This is a genomic window from Streptomyces sp. NPDC005494, assembly GCF_042872025.1.
Classification (GTDB): domain Bacteria; phylum Actinomycetota; class Actinomycetes; order Streptomycetales; family Streptomycetaceae; genus Streptomyces.
Window position 1 is genome coordinate 136,192 of sequence record NZ_JBIAJR010000012.1, and the last position, 21,103, is coordinate 157,294.

At 68.6% G+C, this 21,103-nt stretch carries 14 protein-coding genes; 4 read left to right on the forward strand and 10 right to left on the reverse strand.

What is annotated here, in order from left to right:
- Window positions 1–55: 55 nt before the first annotated feature.
- The 4 genes from ACFYQ6_RS30055 to ACFYQ6_RS30070 are packed head-to-tail and all read right to left on the reverse strand — an operon-like array spanning window position 56 to window position 5,181.
- Window positions 56–2,557, reverse strand: a complete 2,502-nt coding sequence (locus tag ACFYQ6_RS30055) for an Hsp70 family protein (protein WP_388765945.1) — start codon at window positions 2,555–2,557, stop codon at window positions 56–58.
- Between the two features lie 52 nt (window positions 2,558–2,609).
- Window positions 2,610–3,218 (reverse strand): nucleotide exchange factor GrpE, encoded by a 609-nt coding sequence (grpE, locus tag ACFYQ6_RS30060; RefSeq protein ID WP_388765948.1) that lies wholly within the window; start codon window positions 3,216–3,218, stop codon window positions 2,610–2,612.
- Entirely contained in the window at window positions 3,215–3,505 is a 291-nt protein-coding gene (locus ACFYQ6_RS30065; RefSeq protein WP_388765950.1) for a hypothetical protein, read from the reverse strand. The genes grpE and ACFYQ6_RS30065 overlap by 4 nt, the downstream gene beginning before the upstream one ends.
- Window positions 3,502–5,181, reverse strand: a complete 1,680-nt coding sequence (locus ACFYQ6_RS30070) for a hypothetical protein (RefSeq protein ID WP_388765952.1) — start codon at window positions 5,179–5,181, stop codon at window positions 3,502–3,504. Before ACFYQ6_RS30070 ends, ACFYQ6_RS30065 begins: the two co-directional genes overlap by 4 nt.
- A 578-nt stretch (window positions 5,182–5,759) precedes the next feature.
- Between ACFYQ6_RS30070 and ACFYQ6_RS30075 the strand changes: the two genes are divergently transcribed.
- Both ACFYQ6_RS30075 and ACFYQ6_RS30080 read left to right on the forward strand, forming a co-directional pair.
- Window positions 5,760–6,134 (forward strand): hypothetical protein, encoded by a 375-nt coding sequence (locus ACFYQ6_RS30075; RefSeq protein ID WP_388765954.1) that lies wholly within the window; start codon window positions 5,760–5,762, stop codon window positions 6,132–6,134.
- Window positions 6,135–6,145: 11 nt separating this feature from the next.
- On the forward strand, window positions 6,146–6,874 hold the full coding sequence (locus ACFYQ6_RS30080) for a nucleotidyl transferase AbiEii/AbiGii toxin family protein (protein WP_388765957.1): 729 nt from the start codon (window positions 6,146–6,148) through the stop codon (window positions 6,872–6,874).
- Here ACFYQ6_RS30080 and ACFYQ6_RS30085 read toward each other — a convergent pair.
- Window positions 6,838–7,410, reverse strand: a complete 573-nt coding sequence (locus ACFYQ6_RS30085) for an ATP-binding protein (protein ID WP_388765959.1) — start codon at window positions 7,408–7,410, stop codon at window positions 6,838–6,840. The genes ACFYQ6_RS30080 and ACFYQ6_RS30085 overlap by 37 nt on opposite strands.
- 159 nt (window positions 7,411–7,569) lie before the next feature.
- Here ACFYQ6_RS30085 and ACFYQ6_RS30090 point away from each other — a divergent pair, with 159 nt between their 5' ends.
- Entirely contained in the window at window positions 7,570–8,460 is an 891-nt protein-coding gene (locus tag ACFYQ6_RS30090; RefSeq protein WP_388765961.1) for a Scr1 family TA system antitoxin-like transcriptional regulator, read from the forward strand.
- Window positions 8,457–8,648 carry a DUF397 domain-containing protein gene (locus tag ACFYQ6_RS30095; protein WP_388765963.1) on the forward strand — a complete coding sequence of 64 codons (192 nt, stop codon included), beginning with the start codon at window positions 8,457–8,459 and terminating at the stop codon, window positions 8,646–8,648. The genes ACFYQ6_RS30090 and ACFYQ6_RS30095 overlap by 4 nt, the downstream gene beginning before the upstream one ends.
- A 37-nt stretch (window positions 8,649–8,685) precedes the next feature.
- Here the strand turns inward: ACFYQ6_RS30095 and ACFYQ6_RS30100 are convergent, their stop codons facing one another.
- From ACFYQ6_RS30100 to ACFYQ6_RS30120, 5 genes are all read right to left on the reverse strand, one after another.
- Window positions 8,686–10,563: a UvrD-helicase domain-containing protein gene (locus ACFYQ6_RS30100; RefSeq protein WP_388765965.1), complete on the reverse strand. Its 1,878-nt coding sequence runs from the start codon at window positions 10,561–10,563 to the stop codon at window positions 8,686–8,688.
- Window positions 10,550–12,544: an ATP-dependent endonuclease gene (locus ACFYQ6_RS30105; RefSeq protein WP_388765967.1), complete on the reverse strand. Its 1,995-nt coding sequence runs from the start codon at window positions 12,542–12,544 to the stop codon at window positions 10,550–10,552. Before ACFYQ6_RS30105 ends, ACFYQ6_RS30100 begins: the two co-directional genes overlap by 14 nt.
- Window positions 12,545–13,007: 463 nt before the next feature.
- A complete protein-coding gene (locus ACFYQ6_RS30110) occupies window positions 13,008–14,021 on the reverse strand; it encodes an EcsC family protein (protein ID WP_388765968.1) in 1,014 nt (337 codons plus the stop codon).
- Entirely contained in the window at window positions 14,018–18,124 is a 4,107-nt protein-coding gene (locus ACFYQ6_RS30115) for an Eco57I restriction-modification methylase domain-containing protein (protein ID WP_388765970.1), read from the reverse strand. The genes ACFYQ6_RS30110 and ACFYQ6_RS30115 overlap by 4 nt, the downstream gene beginning before the upstream one ends.
- Window positions 18,124–21,102 carry a DEAD/DEAH box helicase gene (locus ACFYQ6_RS30120; RefSeq protein WP_388765972.1) on the reverse strand — a complete coding sequence of 993 codons (2,979 nt, stop codon included), beginning with the start codon at window positions 21,100–21,102 and terminating at the stop codon, window positions 18,124–18,126. The genes ACFYQ6_RS30115 and ACFYQ6_RS30120 overlap by 1 nt, the downstream gene beginning before the upstream one ends.
- Between the last annotated feature and the right edge of the window lies 1 nt (window position 21,103).

Below are 21,103 nucleotides of genomic sequence, written 5' to 3' on the forward strand. Positions count from 1 at the left end.
GTGGGACGAGACGCGGATCGTGCGGTGCGATCTCGCCCCACAGCCATGCCCACACTCACCGCCGGGACGGCCGGGCGATCGCCGAGATCGGCGGAGCGCCCTCCGCGAACTGATCGAGCCCCTGCTTACCGAGCCGTCCGAGGAGGACGAGTTGGGCGTCGAGGGCGCTCTGGTCGTCACGAGATACGGCGCTGCGCAGGGCATCGCGGGCGGCGATGACCTCGGTGCGGATCGTCGTGGGGTAGGCGTCCTGTTCAGCGAGTCGGATGGCGTAGAGCGCGTTTCGGATGGACGGGTCGATGCCGGTCGACAAGTCCTCCGCCCGCTCCGTGGCCTCCCGCACCGCAGCCGTGTCCATGGCCTCGCGCGCGTCCCTGACGGCCTCGGCCGCGTTCCGCAGGCTCTCCACGAGTGCGGCAGGCAGTAGTCCGCGCCCGCCCTGGGCGAAGAGCCTTACGCCGGCCTGGGCGTTTCGGGCGCGTGTGCAGAGAGCAAGGGTGTCGCGAGCGGAGTCGAGCAGCCCGTCGAGGGAGCGGCTCATCGTCTCCCCGCGGCCGAGGGCCGCAAGGGCCTGCGTGGTCTCGGTGAGCGCGTCACGTTCGGCGTGGGTGAGCTCCTGCTTCCAGGTGTCCAGGAAGTCGGTGTAGCGGGCGTGCAGGGAGGCGGCCTTACGTCCGACGGCGGGGGACACCAGGTTGCGCCGGAGCTTGGCGCCGCGCCAGTCGTCGGAGCCGATGCGATACCGCAGCCCGATGGTCCGGTCGGCATCGAGCCGCACCTGGAGTGTGAGCGGTACGTCACCCCGGAAGCCATCGGGGCGCTCGTGGACGAAGCCGCCGCAGAACTCGTTGCGCTGGGCCGAGCGCAGATGCGGCCCTTCCCAGAGATTGATTCCCACGGAGGTGGCGTTGTCGCTGCGGACTGAGAGGCCGTCCACCCGATGCCATTCGGTCGGGTACGGGGTACCGCCCGGGAAGAGGGCCTCCACGGTGCCGTCCGCAAGCTCGACCCCGATGGTCTGGGCCGTGACCTGCTGGGGGAGAGCGGTGCCGAAGTCGCCGCCGCAGAATGAACAGGAGCTGAAACCCGCGGCGTTGACCATGGAGCAGCCCGGGCACTTCAGGCCGCCGGAGTCCAGGGTGGTGTCGCAGTCACCGCAGATGGTCGCTCCGGCGGGGTTGTCGTCCCGCCCGCAGGCCGGGCATTCGGAGGGAGCGACGGCCGGGGCGGCCGAGCGCAGTCCGGACAGGTCCGTGGCGCACACCGGGCAGGCAGCGGTGAGTTCGGGGGCCGGGACGTGGCAGTCCGGACAGTCGACTGTGGGCGTACCGAGGAGCGGCACGGCGCAGGCCGGGCAGGCCTCGGAATTGACGGGAATCTTCTCGACCGTGCACGTCTCGGACGGGCAGTCGAGAGTCTGGAGGAGGCCGGCCTCCACTGCCGCGCCGTGAGCGACGGCTGTCATGGGGTCCACCGCGTCCGACACTGTGTCGGCGCCGAAGAGATCCTGGAGGCCGCGCCGGACTGCCGGCACGAGGGTGGAACCACCGACCAGGAGGACCCGCTGGACGTCCTCGGGCGTCGCACTGTACTCGGTGAGCACCGCTTCGGCCGTCTCCCTCATCCTGCTCAGGTGGCCGGTGAGGAGTGATTCGAAGTCGGCGCGCCGCAGGGTCCCGGACCAGGCGCCGCCTTGCTTTCCGAGCGGGGCGAGGAGTACCTCTGCGGTGTCCTGCGCGGACAGTTCGATCTTCGCCCGCTCGGCGGCGGCCCGGATGCGGGAGGCGTCTCCGTCCCCGTCGTGGTCGCGCTCGCCCAGCCGCGTCCTCAGATACGTGTCGAGCAGCGCGTCGAAGTCGGCACCGCCCAGGAGGTTGTCCCCGCCCAGCGCGGCTACGGAGAAGTGTCCGGGGCCGATTGCCAGGAGTGACACATCGAAGGTGCCGCCGCCCAGATCGAAGACGAGCACGATCGCGTAGTCCTTGAGCCCGCCCTCGCCAGGGCGGACCCCGAAGGCATGTGCGGCGGCCGTCGGTTCCTGCACGATGCGCGCCACGTGGAAGCCCGCCAGTCGCCCGGCCGACCGCACCGCGTCGAACTGGGGCTCGGCGAAGTACGCGGGCACGGTGATCACCGCACGTCGAAACGAGGTCCCCGCTGCGTCCTCGGCGTCCTTCCTGAGCCGGCGGAGCAGGATGGCGGACACCTGCACGGGGGAGAGCCAGTGTGAGCCGACCTGGATCTCCACAGCACCACCGGGGCTCTCGCGGACGGGCGGGGCGTCGTCGGGCCGGGTCTTCAGTGCCTTCTGGACGAGCTCGTCGTTCCAGCGTCGCCCGATGAGGCGCTTGACCTCCGTGATCACGGAACGGGGGGCGCCGCCGCGCCAGCTGAGGGCCTCCTGTCCGATGAGCAGGCCGCCGCCGGGGCCGACCCCCACGGCCGAGGGAGTCGCCCGGCCGCCGTCCCGGTTGGGCAGGACGACGGGGACGCCGTCGTGCATCCAGGCCGTGACGGAGTTGGTGGTGCCGAGATCGATACCGAGAGTCCGGTGCATGAAGGGCGTACTTTCTGATCGTCTTGGTACGGCGGAGGAGGGGACGCGCCGGTCAGGCGCGGCGGGATCGGCGGCGTTTTGCAACCACCGACGGCTTGCGCAGAAGCTGCCGCTGGGAACGAGTGGTGCGCCGTGGCTGTGCGCGCACAGGTCCGGCCTCGGGCTCGGACTCCTGTACGGGACCGGGTGCGGGCCCAGGCACCGCGACGACGACGTGGGCCGGCCTCAGGGTGGCGGTGCCCTGACGGAAGCCGGTGGTCTTCTCCCGCAGCACGGTGCCTTCCGGATGGCTCGGGTGCGGCTCGGTTCCGACGACGCGCATCTCTGCCGGGTCGACAGCCCTGCCCACGACATCCATCGGGCTGACGTCGTACCGCTCCAGTGCCAGACGCAGCATCAGGTGGGCCGCCTGGATCTGTTCGCCCAGTGCGAGCGCCGCCGAAGCCGCCTGACGGGCCGATCGAGCCGCGTGCAGGGCGTCCGCACGGCCGCGCGTGTCGGCGAGCACGTCGTCCAGAGCGACCAGCGAGCCCAGCAGGTCCCGCAGCCGGCCTTCGGCGGCCTTCCGCTTTTCGGACAGGACGGAAACCCTGAGCCGCAGCTTGTCGAGCTCGGACGGTGGGCCGCCGCCATCGGCGGAGGTGGGACCGGGGCCGGTCATGGGCGTTCCTCGGTGTCGTGGCCGGGCAGGGGCGGGGTGAGTATCTCGGCGACGAGCGCGTCGACGGGCGTGTGGGAGTTCTGGTTGGCCCGGTGGACGAGCGCGTGTCTGGCCGAATCCTTCAGAGCCGCGGAGGCGGTGAGCTCCGGCGCCGCCAGCCTCCGGAGCCCCAGTGGCCGGGTGCCGAGCGGGGCGTCGGGGAGGAGCTCGTGGAGGGTGGGGCCGAACCAGGGGAGAGGGGGTGGTTCGGCGCCGGAGTACTGAGAGGAAGGAGCGCCGGTGGTCAAAAGAGGGTGTCCTGTTCGAGGTCGGCTCGGCGGGAGCGATGGGGGACGGGGCCGAAGAGCGGGACCTCAGGCGGCAGCCCGGCGCCGATCCGTTCGGCGCAGTCGCGGTCGCGTCGTGCGCCACCCGGGTCTCCCGCCTGCTCGCGGTCCCGGGCACGGTGCAGATACGCGGCCGTCACGATGTGGTCGAAGCGCCCGTCTGTCCCGGTCCGCATCAGGTCCCGGAGGAACAGCTCGATGACATCCGACGGCGGCGCGGCGGTCTCCAGATGCTCCGCGAGGTCTAGGAGCGCTGTGTCGAGGTCTTTCCGGATGTCGCGGCCGACTGGATCGGACAGCTTCAGGGCCGTGTGCAGCAGTTCGACCCGGTGTTCGAGGGCGTCCCGGTCTCCTTCCGGGACGAGGCCATCGGCGGCGGTGACCAGGAGGTCGATGAGCTGCTCGTCGACGTATGCAGCGTCGTGGGAGTCTTCTGGGCCGACGCAGACGAGCATCGCGTGGGTCGCACGCTGTGCGTCGGCCGTATGCCCCCGGACCGCGGCGGAGACGGCCAGTGTCGCGTAGCGGTCTTCCAGCCATACCCGTGCTGCCAGGCAGTCCGGATCCCGCTTGAGCAGGTCCCGCACCTCCTCGGCGGCGAGTCCGTCCGCCACCTCCGCACCGTTGAGCGCCCGGCGCAAATCCGCCCTCAGGTGGTCGTCGAGACCTGCGCGGGCGTCCGGGTGCCCGGGCGTCACGGTCAAGGCACGGACGAAGCGACGCCGGCTCTCCTCAGCGTCGGAGCCGGCGACCTCCTGGCCCTGACGGACCAGTTCGACGGTCAGTTCGGCAGCCAGAGCGGTGTCCCCGGGCAGGAGTGCATGAGCCTGCTCGAGTCCTTCGATGCGTACGAGGGGAGAGTTGCCGCCCCCGGTACGGCTGCGCCCGACATTGTTCCCCGCCCGGCGGACGGCAGCCCGCTCGTCCTCCGGGAGGGTGTGCCCGAGTCGCACCGCCGTACCGAAGTCGGCAAGTGCCTCGCTCCATTTGCCGCCCCGTACCCGGTCCATCCCCCGGGTGGCGAGGGCCCGGGCCAATGGGGCGGAGCACGCGCGGTGGCCGGGCAGCTCGGTCGGCCAGGTGCCGGGGTCGGGGTGGCGGGCGGTGAAGGCGGTGAGAAGGTCGCCGCCTCTGTCTTCGTCGATGAGATGCCAGGCGGCTTCCTCGAGGTCGACCAGGGCATGCGGTCCAGCGTCCGTCGGAAGGTAGCCAGGAACGACGGTCGGGTCCATGAGCTGGAGGTGCCAGGCTGTGCGCCATGCGGCGAGGTCGTCCCGTCCGCCCCGGACGTCCAGGGCGTGCAGCAGGCTGGAGATGCGGTCGCGCAGCCGGGCGAGGCCATGGCCCCAGAGGGCATCGGCCACAGGCGCACCGCGCCGTTCGGTGAGCAGCGCGCGGAAGTCCCCAGGGTCCTCTTCGTCCAGGAGGTACGCCCACAGCAGGATGGCGACCGACGCGATCCCGGCGTCGGTGTGGCGGCCTTCCTGCCCCAATTCACGGAGAGCGTTCAGCGCGAGGGCGTGGAGGACGCCGGTCGCCACCTCGTCCAGGTCCTGGTCCTCGGGGCACCGCCGCACCGCCTCGGCCCAGTTGCCGGCCCGCGCGGCCAACGCGCCGAGCAGAGCGTCGTACCGCACGGCGACGGGATCGGTGCCGGACAGGACGAACTCTCCCTGGAGTCGCTGCAGAAGGGGTCGAACGACTGGGAACTCGGCTCGCAGAAAGGCTTGTTCGGCCGCGTTCAGCAGGGATTCCGCTGTGAAGTCCGGGGACGGTCCTCCGGCGCCTTCCACCTGCACGTGCTGACGTCCCTTCGATCCCCCATGCCAGGAGAGCAACCGTAGGGAGGTGTGTTGGCGATGTCAACGCATTGAAGGATGTGGATCGATCTTGGCGCGATTTCGCCGCCGTACTGCGCAGGCTGATCAGCCCGTGTCTGCGTGATGCGTGGGAAGACGCCTTTCCCTAGCTGGTCCGGACCCCGCCGGTGTGAGGTTGGCCGCCTCCGCTGACTCCGGCATCTGGCCACGGGCCAGTGGCGAGCCCGCAGCCAATTCCCGAACGATTCGCCTCGCAGACCACTAGTCTGGAGGTCAAAGACCGGGCTTGCTTCCATCCGGCCGAAGGGAAACTGCCTAGGGCGAGTTCCCCGCGTGGCCTCGTTCCCGCCCGTCTCCGCGGCCTGCGGAGGCTCCCACAGAAAGCGATAGCTCCTATGCCGGCACCAGACGCTGCTGACGCGCTCGCGCCGGGGGTGACCGATCCGTACAAGGTCAAGTTCGTACGTCGGCTCCCTGGAACGCTGGAGGAGCTGCGCGGACCCCGGCACGGCGTGGTACAGCTCCCTCTGCACGTGGCGTGGTCGGGGCTAACCGCCTTCGACCTGGACCGGCCCCGCTCCCGGATGAGCCTGTACCGAACCGTCCTGGCCGAGGGGCTCCGCGACGACCTGCGCCGCTACCTCGACCGCGACCTGCTCCTTGAGCTCTGGCCGGTCTTGCGTAACCTGATCGGCCGCGCGGTGCGCGAGGCCTGGGAAGAGTCCTTCCCCGAGCTGAGCCCCGCGACGGGTGGGGCCACGGCCGCGTGAGAAAACCCGACATGCCGGAGCTCCACGCCAGGCTCCTGGACGAGGTTCTCACCCTCGGCTCGCCCTACCCCCTCGTCCTGACCGGCGGCTACGCAGTCCAGGCCCACCAGCTGACCGCCCGCCCGAGCCAGGACCTCGACGTCGCGACCCAGAGCCCCGCTCCCATGGACGACATCGCCCGCACCCTCGGCGACAAGCTCACCGCGCGCGGCTGGGACGTCGAACTTCTGGAAACCGCCCCGCTCTCCGCCCGGTTTCTGGTCACCGACCCGCCCTCAGGTCAGACCTGCGAGGTCGACATCCTCAAGGAGGTCTTCTGGCATCCCGTCGTGGCCACCTCCTACGGGCCCGTCCTGTCCGAACAGGACGTCATCGGTACCAAGGTTCGCGCCATCGCCGAACGCGGCGCTCCGCGCGATCTCATCGACGTCTATGCGGCCTCCCGCCGGTGGACCACCGCTGACCTGGAACGGTTCGGCCGCCGCCACGCCCGCCCCGGCGGTCTGTTCGGTGAAGCCGAACTCCAGGCCCGTCTGGAGGGCGCCGACTGGTTCGAGGACGAAGCCTTCACCGCCTACGGGCTCGACGCCCCGGCCGTCGCCGGCCTCCGCACCTGGGCAGCCGCGTGGGCCGACGACCTCGCCGCCCGCGCGGCCTCAGTCGGCGACGACGGTGCTGGCGCGGCCCCCGCACAGCACGACCCTTACGACGACTTCGACCCGGATGAGTACGGCCTCTGAGGCGACCGGATCGCGCTGACCGCTGCTCCCTGAAACCAGACCTCCCCCGCACTTTCGATGGCATGGGAGCGTTCCATGAGCGGCTGCGGCGTCGGGGACGACGGCGTTGCCGAGAGCTCGGCGCGGACGGTCTTGCCGGAGGGCGGGTAGGGCACGCAGTCCCAGTGGTCGGAGAGCGCAGCGACAAGGAGCAGCCCGCGCCCGCCGTCCGCCAGCGATGCGGGTTCGTAGGACGGCAGCTCGGGTCGCCGGTCGCCGCGGGCGTCGGTGACCTCGATGCGGAGGTGCTGGGTCGGCGGCGCGTAGGCGAGCGCCAGGCGGAAGTCGCGGCCGGGGACGCGGCCATGCAGGACGGCGTTCGCAGCGAGCTCGGCCACGACGAGTTCGGCACGCTCCGTAAGACCGGGTGGCGCGTCCCAGGCTTGCAGCTCGGTGACGGCGAGGAGGCGGGCGAGACGGGCGCCGCGCGGTGTGGACGACAGCAGCAGCGAGAACGTCCGTGCTGGTCGCACCGGTTGGGGATGCGCTTGGTTCATGAGGCCAGCGTGGTGGGCGCGAGGTGTTCATGGCGAGGGCCGGACCCCGTACGCGGAGTCAGCGTACGGACACATGGAGTGGACGGTACGGGGTGGTGTCGGTCACGCTGTGTGGGCACGGTGTGTGCGGCGGTGTGCGGGCGAGCGAGGAGAGGGGCCGTGGATGGGGTACGTCGACGAGGACCGGGACGAGGTCGGGGCGTCGGGACGCGGGCCGCGCCGGAGGGTGACTGGGAGCGCGAGCCCCATCCGTCGGACAGCCTGCGTACGTTCGGCGCGGTCGTCCAGGCCCTGCGTGAGCACGCGGGGCTCAGCCGGACGGAGCTTGCCGCTCGAGTCCGGTACTCCAAACACACCGTGGAGTCGGTGGAACTGGGCCGCCGGATGCCGGACGAGGCGTTCGTCGAGCGCGCGGAGGAGGCGCTCGGCAACACGGGCGCCATACGGAAGGCTGCCCGTCACCTCAGCCGCGGGGAGGCCGGCCTCGCGTCGTGGTTCCGGAGGTGGGCCCGGTTGGAGCGGGAGGCGGCGAGTCTGTGTACGTACGAGTGCCGGCTGGTGCCGGGGTTGTTGCAGTCGGAGGGGTACGCGCGGGCGGTGTTCGACGGGACGATCCCGCTGCGGACGGACGAGGAGCTGGAGGCGCGGCTCACCGCCCGGATGGAGCGCCAGGCGATGATGCGACAGCGGCCGACCGTGCCGTTCAGCTTCATCGTCGAGGAGCATGTGTTCCGGCGTCGGTTCGGTGATGCGACGGCCATGCGGGAGATGTTCGACCACGTGCTGGAGCGGAGTGCGCCGCGAAATGTGACCTTGCAGGTGGTGCCGTTGGAGATGGGGTTGCACTCGTGCCTGGACGGTCCGCTGCGGATTCTGGAGACTCCGGAGGGGCGGAGGCTCGGGTACTCCGAAGGGCAGGAGAACGGGCGGCTGATCTCTGCCCCGAAAGAGATGAGCCTGCTCTGTCATCGCTATGAAACACTGCGCTCGCAGGCCTTGAACCCCATGGAATCGCGGGCCTTGCTGGAGCGACTGCGAGGAGAGCTATGAACAGCGGACCGACGGAACTCGCCTGGTTCAAGTCCAGCTACAGCGGCAGCCAGGGCGACGACTGCGTGGAGATCGCGTTCGCCGAACAAGATGTCCATGTAAGGGACTCCAAGGACATGAGCCGTCCCGCCTTCGCTATCGGCCGTGCCGAGTGGCAGCCATTCGTGAAGTTCGCCGCCGGGCGCTGAGATCTCAGCGCCCGGACGGAGGAGCTGCGCCTGAGGATCACCGCTCCGACACTGGTACATGGTTGGCCCTCAGGAGTGTCGCAAGCTGTGGAAGGTGTTGCTGGTCCACGGCGAAGGCCAGCAGGCGCCGGGCCCGGGTGGCCGCGACGTAGTGGACGCGCATCGCCTCGGCCGCCCGGTCGGTGGGATCGATGTGCCGCCCACTGGACCAGGTCTCGATAAAGGTATCTGTCCGCTGCCGCTCCCCGCCGGACTTGTCTGTCGGCGGCACGAGAACGAGCACGGCGTCGAACTCCTCACCCTTCACCCCGTGGATGGTGTTGCTCCGCAAACCATCCATGCGCCCACCGAGCTTGCTTCCCTTGCTCGCGAGCAGCACCGCGGCTTTCGCTTTCTTTTCCTGCGGGCATGCCAGGGCCCTGGCTGTTGCGAAGCGGCCGAGCTTTCCGAAAAGGTGCTCCTTCATGATCTGAACCGCAGCCCTGCTCCATTCGCCAGCCGGTAGTTCCAGGTTCGGCAGCGAGGTGAGGACGATCTGGGTAGCCAGACGGAACTCAAGCGCGCTGATGTCATGTCGGTCCAAATGCTCTCGTTCGGGAACGTCCATGTCCCCCAGCCAGTGGTGCCGTACGCACTCGCTGAAGACACGCTCAGCCCTCTCTCGGCGCTTTCCCTGCGCACCCGGATCCCGCAGCACGGCGGTCGCCCAAACCAGGGCGCCCAGTTGCGCTGACGGCGGATCTTCTTTCAGGTTGGCCTGAGCCACTGTGAGTGCTTCGTGTCGGTACGCGAGGACCATTCGCTGCGCCGGGTCCTTGATCTCCAGCCGGTCGGCTTCTTCCTCGAACTTCACAAGCGGCGAGCGCGTTCTGCCCTTTTCCAGACCGATGAGCAGGACAGGAACGGCTTCGTCTCGGTGATCGCCCACTGCAACATCGGCCGGTTCACCCGACGGACGCAGGGTGCGCGCCAGGTCGCAAATAATTTGTGTGCTACGCCAGTTGTGCCGCAACCGGAAATCTGCGACCGGCTCGGCTGTCGCGCGGATGACAGTCCCGGCGGAGGGCTCGCGGAATCCGTAGATGCTCTGGTCCGGGTCTCCGACGGCGAGCAGGGGGACGTTTCTGGCGGCGAGCCGAGAGAGGACGCGATGATCCTCGGACGAGAGGTCCTGAGACTCGTCGATGACGATCTCCCCGAAGCGCGACGCCAGCATCGCGGCAATGCGGGCCCCACGTTCCGGATGGCCGAGCATGTGCAGCGAGATATCGCGAAGTTGCTCACCTGCGATGAAGCCCTCCTTCCATAGGGCTTGCATCTGTTCAGTTGCCCAGACGAGAAAGTGTCTTTGCCGGACGGGATCTCGTCTCAGCGCATAGGGCACGTTCTTCCACTGTGGCTTGATGATGCGTACACGGGCCAGTTCGTCGTGTGCGAAATGAAAGTCACTCAGGCTCACCCCGTTCTTACGAGCCTTCGGATGGTCGTCCCAAGATTCGAGCCTGCGCCAGGTCTGCCCTGTTGGCGAGGCGATGTGCGGTCGTACGATGTGTGTCCACAAGAAGTTGTCGAAGGTGCCGATGAAGTGCGGATACGTGGCAAGCGCCGGGCGTCCTGCGTCCGCGCACCGCCGGGCAATCTCTGCTGAAGCGGCTCTGGTGAAGGACACGACGGCCCTGCCCTGCCGTAGGGCAAGAGGGCGGTTCAGGTGACGATCGATAATCGTCCGTGTTTTCCCCGCCCCGGGGCATGCCTCGACCCGAACGATGCGGCCTGGATCGCAGGGAAGGTCGACGACCGACTTCTGCGCGGCGCGTGCTTGCGCACGAAGTTGCTCCACACCGACGACAGCAGGTCCCGCAGCGTCGAAGTGCTGTATCGGCGATGGAGATTCCATGGCATCAGGCATGATCATCCGGCACTTCTTCAGTGACCCATCGAAGTGCATCCGCCAGGTACTCGGGAATGACGAAGGAGTCTCTGGTGAACGGTTGCTCAGCGCTGGCGAGGAAGTCTTGCGCAAGGTCTCCCTTGAGGATCTTCAGCGTGTCAAGAAGCGCTGAGAGCGCGCGTGCCTGCTCGTCGGCTGGTCCGTCCCCGACAGACTTCCAGTCCGCCACCCACGCCTGAGGACGCTGTAGCTTCCACGCTTCCAGCAGAAGGGCGCGGTTGGCGCCCCCGGCCCGAAGCAGCTCCGCTTCGAGCGTGTACGTATTGGGGAAGACCTCCACGGGGCCGTTCACCGTGATGAACTCGCGAATCTTCGCGATCCGAGTGACAGCTTGCGCTTCGCGCTTTTCCCGCCCGGCGTCACCATCGGTGACGACCGCTACGCGACGGGCGATGCACTGGCCTGTGTCGGGGTCCGGGGCGGCCAGGACCCCAAGGTATGGGGAGAAGTCGACGCCGTCGATCGGCACCAACGCCGTGCCGTGGAACCGCTGGAGCCGAGGTGGATCGTTGGCAAAGAGTGCGCGGGCGAAGGCTGGCAGGACGATGGACTCGGCGATTCCCTCGACAAGAAGGACCCGCTGGCCGAAGAGCATAACGTTGCGGGTGGCGTTGAGGTAGTTGCGGATCTTGTTCCGGTCTGTGGCCTTGAGTGAAAGCCGCCCCACTGAGACAGCTGTCGTCATAAATGCCGGTCTACATTGCACGCGTTGCGGCCCAGCGGCGGAGGCTTCGACGGCCTCAGTGGTCGTGGAGAGTTCGCCAGCGGAGGGGGCGGCTGCGGCTGACTCGTCCTGGTGTTGCTCAGGTGCGGTGACCGGTTCTGCACGGCGCTGCAGTACCACGAGGCTCTGCGGGTCAACAGCGGTCGCCACGTGCGGAGAATGCGTGGTGACGATGACCTGGACACGGCCGAGCCAGCCTTCCGCGTCGGTTTCCCTCAGTTGGCTCCTGCGTGTTTCCTCCGCCAGATAGTCAAGGAGAATTGTCTGCAACTGGGGGTGAAGGTGTGCCTCGGGCTCCTCGACGAGAAGTAGCGTCAGGTCCGCTTCGGCGGCCTTCTCCAGCTGGGTGAGCACGGTCGCCATGAACATCAGGTTGGCGTAACCCAGGCCGGATTCGGCAAGGTCACGAGGGTCCAGGCCCGTCTGCGCCATGAGGAAGCGCAAGTTGCGGGCGATGGACTGGATCGTGGCGTCAGCGAAACTGAGGCCGGCCGTCTGAGGGTGGGCTCCCTCGGTCAATCCTGCGAGGCGTTCCTGGACGGCGCCTGCGGCGGCCTGCAGAGGCTTCTCGGACGCCAGCTCGGCGAAGGTGTCGCTGACGTTCGAGAGGAACTCGTCGCGCTCCGTCTCGTCACGGAGCAGGCGCTCAAGGATGTGCTGAATGCGGGCGCCGCCGCTCGTGCCGAGTTCACGTTGGGCGTCGCGCAGAGGCTGAAGGTAGACGTGTCGGACGCGCTCGCGGGCGGCGGGCTCGGGGTCCCGGTCGGCGGTATTGCCGACGCCGGCCACCCAAGTGCGCCGCGCCGTACCGAGAGCTGTGGCGGGTGGGGTGATGGAGAGGCGGTACTGGATGGTTCTCGGGGTGTCGAGCTGGGCAGTTTTCGAGGGCTGGGAGGGGCGTTGATCGTGAACGAATGCCGAGCTGTAGATGTGCAGGTCGGCCGCGTTGTGAGAGGTGTAGCGAACAGTCAGGTCCATAGACGTCCGGCATGTCTCGCCGTGCTGCCCCTCTGCGCAGCCATCGCGGTGGAGATCGTCCCGGGACGGGTACGGGCTCCGCTCTCGCGGGTCAAGGGGCGGGGTGACATGGCGCAGGGCATCCATGATGTTGGATTTGCCGGCGTTGTTCTCACCTACGAGAACAGTCACGCCGGGCTGAAACGTGATCTTGGTGTCGGCGGCTGTTCGGAATCCTTGCAGGTGGAGGCTGGAGAGGTGCACGGTGCACTCCGGAGGTCACGGTGGTGGAGGCAGGTGGGGCTGCGAAGGAAGTGAGCGGATTGGCCTACAAGTGGCTGCCGCTTGGTTGAGGGCGGCAGCCTCTGGCTGCCGGGTCGGTTGGTTGCGCTGACAGTCAGGTTCTGGGCGGGGATAAGGGCCGTAACCCTGGCGGAGGATAGGTGTCGGACCCACGCTCGGTAAGCGGCTCTCTAGGGGTAGAGCCGATGCGCTCCTAGGTATCCTTGCCGCCCCGCGCCGACGGAGTGCTCGTTCGGCGATTTCGTTGGAAAGCTTGCCTGTCGCCGATCTCGCCCGGCCGAGTCGGTGCCGATACGCCGGGCGGCGTCGACGTTCTCCGCGCCGTTCTCCAGCGCCTTGTCCCTCGCCTCCACCGCGGCTTCCTTCCAACGACGTGCTTCAACGACTCCTGACCTCGCTCGATGCCGAGGCACCGGCCCGCTCTTCACACGGCGTCGGCCTGCGGCTCGTCGTCCCAGACGGTCGCCAGAGCGGCCGGCAACGGAATCCCGTACCTCTCGCAAAGGAACCGGGTCTGGCAGTATCGCTGGGCATCTGCGGCGATGCGACCGAGGATGGCGGCGTTCGCCCCGGCACCGACGAGTATGCCCACGACCGGTACGAACTTGGCCACGTCCTTGACCGGTACCCGGGCGCCGGCCGGGCCGAGCTGCTTCAGCAATTTCTCGATGGCGGCCAGCAGGCGGTGGTCGCTGCGGAGCTTCTCCGACCACCTGACGCGCCCCTTGATCGCCTTCGCGGCCAGTGCTGCCTCGTTCATCGGCTTGACCTTCGCCGCCTGCGCCATGAAGGACCGGCGCACCAGACGCTCGATGAACGCCTGCTCGTCTGGGTCCTTGGCGTCGTAGCCGTAGGAGTAAGCGACACGCGCGGCGATCGACGTGCTCAGCACCTGGACGACGAGGATGTCCGCACTCATCGCCGCGAGGGTGCCGGCCACGGGGACTGTGGCCAGCACGCCCATGGCCCCGCCTTCGACCGCGCCGGCTGTTCGCCACTTGAGGACGTTGGAAGTGAGCAGCCGGTCACACGTCTTGAGGTCTTCCTTCCGCAGCGAGGCGAACGACTCCAGGTCGACGCCCTGCTTACGGGCGAGGTCCTCCACCTTCGTCGGGTCGTTGAGATCCAGAGCCCAGGTGTTGGCCAGCTCCAGCAGCGCGACCGCGCCCTCCATGGCCGGGCGCAGAGCCGCCGCGGCGACGGCGTCACCCGCGCGGCGGATCGGCACCTTCGCCGCCTCCGGCACGGCCTGGCTGGCCCGGCTCGCAACCTTCCCCGCGGCCTCCCCTGAGCGGCCGAGCGCGTTGCTCGCCCAGTTGGGCAGTCCGCGGCGGTTGTTGCGCCGCTCCCAGTACTCGTTGAGAGCGTCCCATGCCTGCTGGTCGTACGCGCTCATGACGGGTATGCCGTCGACGGGCATCGCCGAGTCCGTGCTCATCCAGTGTCTCCGTCTCGGGTGGCGTTGTGGCGGGGGCCCTGGCCGGGGGGCGGGGTGAGGGTGGAGCGGTAGGTGCCGTTCTCGCCTTCGGTGAGCGGCTTTTCCAGGGTGAGGCCGGCGGCGGCCATGCGGTCGTACTCAGCGAGGATCAGGCGCTTGGTGCGGTACTCGCCGTGGGCCTTCACGTCGTTGGCGCGGGCGACGTTGAACGTGTCCAGGATGTACGCGGTGTCGTCGCGGCTGATGCCGTAGAGGTGGAAGAAGAGGGCGTCCAACTCGGCGCGGATGACGGCGCGACGGTCTTCATCCCAGCGGAAGGGGGGGCCGGTGTCGCCGAGGTCGCGGGCGAAAGAAGCCATGTCATTAGCAGTGTATGTGAGTTCGAGTAGGCGAGGTGTGATTGCGGCTGCGTGACAAGTTAGTTGGTTGGGGGCGGGAATGGGTAGCTGTCGCACGATGAAAAAGCTCATTGAAGTGCCGCCCATAGCTTGCCGGGCAGCATAGTCAACGATCATGGATGACCAGATCGCAGTAAGGAAGGCACCCTGCGGGGCAAGTGCCAATAGGAACTTGTGACCGAAGGCGTGGGCTGGAGCAGCTGCTGCAATCAGAGTTCGTTCGTTGCTTGTGTTCGTAACGTCGCGCCACCCCACTACCCACTGCCTGTCCCAGCCCTTCGCGGCCAGGCGGCTTCGTACGCCAGGCGCCATAATGTCCTGTCCCGCGTTGTCGAACTTGCCGGTGGGGGTGTCCTCTTCAGAGACCCAGTAACGGGGCAGCGGGGCCGCTTCGGGATCCTGGTGCTGTTTCACGGACAAGCGAGGGAGGGTGCCCTTATTGAGCTGTTTCTCGGTGGCATGCTCATATGTTGAGAATCGGTGGTCGTAATGGTGGAGCATTTTCCCCTCGTATAGCGGGAGCATGTTCTTACCAGCCTTCGTGAAGGTGTTTCCTTCAAGGTGCCAGCCGTCGGCGATGAGGTCCTGATGGGTGTGGAACTTGTCCGAGTCCGTGTTCATCATAAACATGAGCTGGAACTTCAGGTCCCACGGGTTTCCGTCCGTAGCGCCTTCTTTGAGTAGCACCGGGATGCGCCGGTATATGCCCAGTGTGATTTCCATGTCGCGGCGGGAGCGGAAGACGGGGCAGGTTCCGGTATTCGGGTTCATGGCCAGGATATCCTCGGATGCCAGCAGGTAGCTCCGGTCGGCGATCTGTTCAGGGTGTCGTACCTTGAATACCATCCTGATCGGCTCGCGAAGGCTGCCTGAGCCACGCAGCATGAATAGGCAGAAGCGCAGCTGATTGTGGACTTCGGGAAAGACTTTGTCCTCGTTCTCGAAATCGTAGAGAGCGGCGAGCTGCCCCTTGATGACCACATCTTTGAAGAAGTATTGATTGAAGGAATCCGTGGCGATGCCCGAGGGTACAATCTGACCGACGCGCCCTTGAGCGCCCATGGCGCTACGGGCGTGTTCCGCGAAGAGTGAGTACGTATTGAGGCGTCCAAAGGCCGTCAGCGGGAAACGCCCGGAGGCGTGCGCGAAATGCTTGAAGCCGTCATTCTTACGCTGTTCCCCCTTGAAGCTCGCGTACAGTTCGGGGTCCTCAGTGGCCAGCCGGCGGATCAGCTTGTTGCGGGCCGTCAAGTTCACTGCTTCAGTAATATCCACTCGGTCTGTCGCAAAGAACTCGCGTGCGTCTACCTGAACTTGATCCCACGGAGGGTTGCCCACCACCACATCAAACCCGCCGCTCCAGCCCGCAGCCGCTTGAACGTCTACTCCTGGCTCGGAAACAGAGAAGATTTCTGGGAACTCCAAGTGCCAGTGGAAGAAGCTGTACTGGTCCCGCAGCAGCAGAATCTGCTCATGCGTGTGGTTCGGCGCTGCCGACTGGTCGCGCCCTCGCAGTGCTCGGAACACCTGGTCGGTTGGCGCCTCCGGCGCCCCCTCGTGCTTTGGCCAAACAAACGCCGCGCACCATGCGTCGGCGGCGTGCAAGTCGTGCATGTAGGTGGACGACTCGGTGTATGCGCGGTAGGCGGACTCCTGCGCCCGTACCTGCCTCAGGGAGTCTGCGGGCGCAGCGGTGATACGGGCGAGTTCGGCGGCGTACCGATCGTTTCTCGGTAGGGGCTCCGTGCCGAAGAGCAGCTCGTCCTGCCCGCCCCGCTGGGACTTGTTCCTCCTGACCAACCCCGCCGCGTACTTCTTGTCGTCCCCCTCGATCGGCTTGAACGCTTCGTCCGGGACACCGTCCGCGAGCAGCTTCGGGGTCGCGCCGATCAAGCCGTTGCCCCGCTTCACGTGCGCGTCCAGGAATCCCAGCGGCTTCCCCGGCTCCAGCGCCTCCAGCCACAGCGAGACCTTCGCCAGTTCCACCGCCATCGGGTTGAGGTCCACGCCGTAGATGCACCGTGCGATGACCTCGTGCAGGGCATGGCGCACCGCGTCGACCGTCGGTTCCGGGTTGCGCTCGCGTACCGACGCGACGTGCTTCGCGATCCGTCGCGCCGACGCCACCAGGAAGTGGCCCGAGCCGCAGGCCGGGTCGCAGACCGTCAGGGACAGCAGCTCGTCGACGATGTCGTCCGCCGGGTCGGGGCGGCCGGCCGTGGTGGCTCGCTGCTCACCGCGCTTGACCGCATCGTCTATCACCGGGTTCAGCGTCGTGTCGAGCAGGCACTCGATGAGCGAGGACGGGGTGTAGTAGCTGCCCGTCGTCTTGCGACTGTTGCCCGCGACCTCCACCAGTTCGAAGGAGCGGTCGGCCGCCGAGTGCTTCGGCTCCAGTTCGAGCAGGGACTCGTAGACCGAGCCGAGCTCCTCGGCGTCCAGGTGGCGGTAGTCGACGGAGCGCCAGCGGCGGGCGCCGGGGTCGCGGACCTGGGCGAGGTGGCGGACGGCGGTCAGCAGCGACTCGTTCGACAGCTTCAGGCCGTCGAGCGGGGCGTCCGCGTCCGTGTGGGAGAACAGGCCGCCGAGGCCGGGCAGGCCGATCTCGGGGCGGCCGCCCTCCGCGCCCAGTGCGTCGAGGACGATGCGCAGCGCCTCGTAGAGGTCGCCGTGGGCCGTGCCCTGGCGGCGGCGGGCGTGGGTGCGCAGGCGGGCGGAAGAGAAGTACTTCTCGTAGGTCTCGCGCTGGCGATCGGTGGCGTCGGGGCGGAGCAGCGCCTCGCGGTCCTCGGCGACGAAGACGAAGAGCAGCCGGTAGACGAGACGCAGGAGCGCTGCCTGGAGTGCCTTCGGGTTCACATCCTCGCGCAGAGCCGTGTTGGCGGGGTGGCGCAGGAAGCCCGTGCCGAGGACGGTGAGCGCGTGCTGGACGCCGAGGCGGAGCTGGTCGAGGGCGCGGGCGCCCGACGTCACCGCTTCCGCGCGCCACTTCTCCAGCCAGCACCCCGACGCCGGCTGTCCCTCGCCCACCTCGAAGCGCGAGGCGTGCAGCGTCATGTACAGCAGCACGAACTCGCTGAAGAGTTCGCCGTCGAAGATCGACTCGAGGTCGAACTCGACGTACGCCGCCGTCGCCATCGCCGACGAGTCGCGCAGCAGGCGTACCCGGCGGCCGTTGGTGAGGATCGCCCACAGGTGGGCCTCGGTGCGATTGAGGCAGTCCTGGAGCATCGACTGGGGCGGTACCTGCCTGGCCGACGCGCGCTTGTCGAGCTCCTGGTTCCAGGCGATCTGGTGGACGAGCGCCGCGCCGTGCCGGTGGGAGACGGGGAAGTGCTTGGACGGGTCGGAGTCGGCGGGGATGCCCGGCGTGCCGACCTCGGTGAGGCGGCCGAAGTCGAGCTTGCGGAACAGCTGGGCGAGCCAGTCGTTACCCGCGCGGCCCGTCGGGTCGGCGGCCGGGGCGCCCGTCTTCGGGTCCGAGGGGAGCGCGGTGCGCAGGTCGCGCCAGAGTGGCTTGAGGTACTCCCAGGCGCGCTCGGCCTCGTCGCGGACGGCGACGGAGGCGGGCAGGTGGTAGTCGACCGGCTTCGTGCCGGGCAGCTTCGCTGCCTCCGCGATGCGCAGCAGCATGTCGGAGGGGAGCAGGCCGCCGACCGTCGTGACGGAGGTGAAGGCCGGGGCGGTGCGGGTGGCGGCGGACATCAGGCGACAGCTCCAGCGGGGGTCACACCGGCGGCGGCCGGGTTCGCGGGCAGGTAGACGTAGGCGCCGAGGATGTCGGCGGGCTTCTGCGGGACGACCTTCAGGCCACGGACGATCTCCCGGAGCCGGGTGTCGGTGTCGGCCCTGCGGACCCGGCGGTGCGAGGCGTCCAGTTCGGCGGCAAGGCGCTCCCCGTACTCCTCCAGGTGGGCCGTGAGTTCGCCGAGGTTGTCGAGGGTGCGCGTGATCTGGTTGCGGGACATCTGCGGGTTGGTGTTGGCCGAGGCGCGGGCCGCGAGTAGCTCGGCCGCCGCTTCGTCATCGAGCCAGCGGGCACGCTGCGGCATCCCCTCGAAGGCGAGCAGCCGGGCGTCCTCGGCGACCACCTGCTTCTCGCCCGTACGGGACGGCAGTGTGAGGTGAAAGCGGTAGCGGACCAGGAGCAACGTCGTACGGGACGTGACCGCGTCCGTGGTGATGACCCCGCAGCGGCGGGCCGGGCGCGGGCCTTCGGCTTCGCTGTCCAGTGCCGAGTTGAGGACGTACGAGGCAAGGGCGCCGACGGCCGGATCGGTGCGCACCAGGGCCGCCTCGCCGCGGGCGATCGCCGGGGACGTACGGAACGGGATCTCGCGGTCCTCCTCCACCACACGGTTGCCGAGCGTGGCGGCCAGGGCGTCGCGCAGACCGGCCGGGGTCCCACCGACCTGGGCGGTGAAGTCGCCGGAGCCGTCGTGCGGATCGCGTACGAGGCCGTCCAGGCCGTGCAGGGCGGCGAGGGCGAAGTCCCGGACCTCGTCGGCGCCCCCCAGCGCGGCGCGTACCGACGCCACCTCGCGGGCGACGTCCTCCGGGTGGATGGAGCGCTGCGCGTACTTGGAGCGGGAGGTCTTCTCGCGCTCGGCGGCCGAGTTCCAGTCCCGCTCGACGCGCTCCAGGGTCTGCTGGGCTCCCGGGACCTCGAAGAGGGCCTCCTGACTGCCCTGGCGGCCGTGCAGCAGCAGCCACTCGACCACGGCGTCGGTGACACCTGACGCGGTCTCGTCGGGGACGGAGACGGAGATGCCGAGGTCCTTCTGGATCTGGCGGTGCTTCTTGAACAGGACTTCGAGGACCTTGCCGTCGATGCCGTTGTCCTCACCGAACATCGTGATGACCCGGACCTGGTCGCGCTTCTGACCGTAGCGGTCGACTCGGCCCTCGCGCTGGTCGTGCCGGGTGGGGTTCCAGGCGAGGTCGTAATGGATGACGGAGTCGAAGTGATGCTGGAGGTTGACCCCCTCGGACAGGCAGTCCGTGGCGATCAGGACCCGGCGCGAGGCCGGGTCGTCCGCGCCCTCGGCGCCGAGCTGCTCGATCCGCTCCAGGCGCTGCTGCGGCGACAGGGTGCCCGTCACCGCAGCGACGTGCACCTTCCTGCCGAGCTTGCCCGGCTTGCCCTCCGCGCCGCCCAGTTCCTCGGCGAGGTACTCCGCGGTCGGGATGTAGCGGCAGAAGACGATGGGGTTGAAGCCGTCGGCAAGCAGCGACTTCAAGTGCTTGACCAACGCCTTCAGCTTCGCGTCGCCCTGCTGGCCGGCCAGGGCGGCGGCCCGCTCGGACAGTGCGAGCAGGCGGGCACCGGCGTTCTCGCTCTCGCTCGCACCCGGGGCGACGTCCAGGCCCTCCAGTGTGTCGGTGTCGGCGGCGTCATGGTTGAGCGGGGCACCGAGGATGTCGGCTTCTTCCGCGCTGCGTGCGACGGCCGCCGTGGAGCGGGTCTTCAGCGTCTGGGCGGCCGCCTCCGGCGAGGACACCATCGAGCGGAGCAGGGCGATCACCGACCACCAGGCGATCCGGGCCTCGCGCTTGCCCTGGCTGCCGGCCGTCTGCACGCGGTCGGCGGCATAGGCGATGGCGTCGTCCAGCAGTGCCCGGTACTCGGGTGTGAGCTTGTAGGGCTCGTCCTTCATCCAGCGGTCGGAGGGGAAGGCGGTGCGCTCGGCGAGCGAATCGTCGGCCAGGCCGTCCTCCTTGGTGAGGTACTGGCGTACGTCAGCGCGCTTACGGGCGACGAAGTGCTCGGCGAGCCTGGCGCGGCCGGCCGGGCTCTCCAGGTCGACGGTCGCCAGTTCCGACCGGACCAGGCCGAGGAGGTTACGGAACGCGGACTCCTTGCCGGAGTGCGGGGTCGCCGTCAGCAGCAGCAGATGCCGTTCCTGGTCGGCGGCGACGCGCTGCAGCAGCTCGTAACGGAGCTGGCTGGTGCCGGACTTGTTGCCCGCCTGGGCGTCGTCGGCGGAGACGCAGGTGTGCGCCTCGTCGACGATGACCAGGTCCGGGCAGTGGCGGACGAAGTCCTCGCGGTGGCGGGTGGACTTGATGAAGTCCGTCGAGATGATCGTGTACGGGTGCTTGTCGAAGAGCGACTGGCCGAGATCCAGACCGCGCTCCAGACGGGACACGGTCGAGGCGAGGACGAGCTCGGCGTCGATGCCGAACTTTTCGCGCAGCTCGCCCTGCCACTGCTCCGCCAGCGCGGGCGCGCACAGGACCGTCATCCGGCTCGCCTCACCCTGCGCGAGCAGCTCGGTCGCGATGAGCCCCGCCTCGACGGTCTTCCCGATGCCGACGTCGTCCGAGATCAGCAGCCGGACCGTGCTCTGGCGCAGCGCCATGAGCAGCGGAACGAGCTGGTACGCGCGCGGTTCGACCGCGATCGAGGCCAGCGAGCGGAAGGGGCCCGCACCCGAACGGAAGCCCACCCGCAGGGCGGTGCGCAGCAGGCCGGCGGCCCGCTGGTCGCCGAGGTCGTCGGCGTCCGGGGCGGAGAACTCCGCCGGGCGCACCTCCTCGAAGGTGGGGAACACGGCCGCGATGTCGTCGTCGCTGCCGCCCAGCGGGCGCAGCACCAGCATGTCGGGTGCGCTCTCGGGCAGCACCACCCATTCGCGGCCGCGGGCGGCCACCAGGGAACCGGCGGAGTACGTGAGGCTCATG